Source organism: Streptomyces poriferorum (genome assembly GCF_019399235.1).
GTDB classification, from domain to species: Bacteria; Actinomycetota; Actinomycetes; order Streptomycetales; family Streptomycetaceae; genus Streptomyces; species Streptomyces poriferorum.
The window spans coordinates 1-2,200 of the sequence record NZ_JAELVH010000503.1; the positions used below are offsets into that span (position 1 = coordinate 1).

Consider the following 2,200-nt stretch of genomic DNA (forward strand, 5'->3'; position numbering starts at 1 on the left):
GTGGACGGGGGTGTGTCGGGCGGGAGTTGGGGGCGTAGCGTGGGTGGTCGGAGTGCCGCGTGCGGTGGCGTCCTGTTCATCCCCTAATGTGGCTTTCTCGTCCACGGCTTGATGGGGAAGGGACTTGATGGAGTCCATGGAGCGCACCGTCGTCCGCTGTGCCGAAGGGCACGTTTTCGCTACCGCCTCGTTCCCGATGCAGCAGCTCGGGTCCGGGCGGATCGGTCCCGGGCGGCTTATCCGCTGTCCTCGTTGCGCCCGGTTGCGGCATGCCGTGCCTGTGGTGTTCGAGGAGCGGTAGGGCTTCCGGGAAGATGGCGACAGGCGCGCGGGCGGCCCGATGGGGGTGGGCCCGCGCGTTCTGCGTATCCTCGGTGGGTGCTTCTCTCAGACAAGGACATCCGGGCCGAGATCGACGCCGGACGCGTAAGTATTGATCCTTTCGACGCGTCGATGGTGCAGCCGTCGAGCATCGATGTGAGGCTCGACCGCTATTTCCGGGTGTTCGAGAACCACCGCTATCCGCACATCGATCCGGCCGTCGAACAGGCCGATCTGACCCGTACCGTCGAGCCGGACGGGGACGAGGCGTTCATCCTGCACCCCGGTGAGTTCGTGCTCGCCTCGACGTACGAGGTCATCTCGCTGCCCGACGACCTCGCGTCGCGGCTGGAGGGCAAGAGTTCGCTCGGCCGGCTCGGGCTGGTGACGCATTCGACGGCCGGGTTCATCGACCCGGGGTTCTCCGGGCACGTGACCCTGGAGCTGTCGAATCTGGCGACGTTGCCGATAAAGCTCTGGCCGGGGATGAAGATCGGTCAGCTGTGCATGTTCCGGCTGAGCTCTCCGTCGGAGTTCCCGTACGGCTCCGAGCGCTACGGGTCGCGGTACCAGGGACAGCGTGGGCCGACCGCGTCGCGTTCCTTCATGAACTTCCACCGGACGCAGGTGTGATGCCCGATGAGCGATGACGTGCGGGAGAACCTGACGTACGACGGCTTCGGGCACGCCGTGCGGGAGCTGGCGCAGGCCGTGGCCGATGACGGGTACGAGCCGGATGTGGTGCTGTCCATCGCGCGGGGCGGGGTCTTCGTCGCCGGCGGGCTGGCGTACGCGCTGGACTGCAAGAACATCCATCTGGTGAATGTGGAGTTCTACACGGGGGTGGGCACCACGCTCGAAATGCCCGTCATGCTGGCGCCCGTGCCCAATGCGATCGACTTCTCGGACAAGAAGGTCCTCATCGCCGACGATGTCGCCGATACCGGGAAGACGCTGAAGCTGGTGCGCGACTTCTGTGTCGACCATGTCGCCGAGGTGCGCTCCGCGGTGATCTACGAGAAGTCGCATTCGCTCGTGAAGTGCGAGTACGTGTGGAAGAAGACCGATCGCTGGATCAACTTCCCCTGGAGCGTGGAGAAGCCCGTCGTGCGGCGCAGCGGGCAGGTTCTGGACGCCTGACGGACGGACCGAATGAGGAGAGAGCCCCGGCGGGCCCTGGAATGGGGCCGGCCGGGGCTCTCGTTCTTTCTAGATCGTGCCCAGTTTGAGGATCGAGACCAGGGCCAGCAGCTGGATCGCCGACGCGCCCAGCGCCTTCGGCCACGGCAGGTCGTGGGACTTGCTCACCATCGAGGTGAGCAGGGCCGCGGCCGCCAGCCAGGTGATCCAGCCGAGGATCTGGACCAGGGAGTTCTCTCCGCCCAGGAAGAGCGCGAAGACCAGGCGAGGGGCGTCCGTGATCGACATGATCAGCATGGAGAGGCCCACGGTCGGCTGCCACGCGCCGTCGCCGCCGAGCTGGCGGGCGAGGGTGTGGGTGACCGCGCCGAGCACCAGGCCGCCGAGCACGAAGCCGACGCCCGTGATGATGACGTAGGGGATCGCGTTGCCGACCGGCGCGTTGATCGCGTCGTCGCGGGCCTGGTCGAAGCCGAACAGCGCCAGCAGGCCGTAGAGGAACGTGACGACGAGCGCCGGGCCCCAGACCGGGTAGTCGCGCATCTGCCAGAACGTCGGGCCGGGGCGCGTCACGATGCCGCTCAGCAGCTGCTTCCAGTGCAGGCGCGGGCCCGCGGGCTGGGCGGGGGCCTGGCCGGCGCGGTAGGTGTTGCCGTCGCCGTACGGGTCCTCGTTGATGCTGAAGGCCTGGGTGTGACCGGGGCTGTTCGCGTACGGGTCGCCCTGGTGGGGGTGCTGG

General features: G+C 67.5%; 3 protein-coding genes. 2 read left to right on the forward strand and 1 reads right to left on the reverse strand.

The features are described from left to right. Nucleotides 1-378 precede the first annotated feature (378 nt). Together dcd and JGS39_RS39010 are read left to right on the forward strand one after the other, a co-directional pair. Nucleotides 379-954: a dCTP deaminase gene (gene dcd / locus JGS39_RS39005; RefSeq protein WP_219574502.1), complete on the forward strand. Its 576-nt coding sequence runs from the start codon at nucleotides 379-381 to the stop codon at nucleotides 952-954. Nucleotides 955-960: 6 nt separating this feature from the next. Next, entirely contained in the window at nucleotides 961-1,461 is a 501-nt protein-coding gene (locus JGS39_RS39010; protein ID WP_219574503.1) for a phosphoribosyltransferase, read from the forward strand. Nucleotides 1,462-1,530: 69 nt separating this feature from the next. On the opposite strand, the gene JGS39_RS39015 is transcribed toward JGS39_RS39010, so the two are convergent. Continuing rightward, the coding region (locus JGS39_RS39015; protein ID WP_219574504.1) for a Yip1 family protein at nucleotides 1,531-2,200 on the reverse strand (670 nt) is incomplete at its 5' end.

What these genes read in the sequence shown, in the direction of transcription:
- JGS39_RS39010 (WP_219574503.1), top strand. Translation starts at nt 961, where the DNA reads ATGAGCGATGACGTGCGGGAGAACCTGACGTACGACGGCTTCGGGCAC.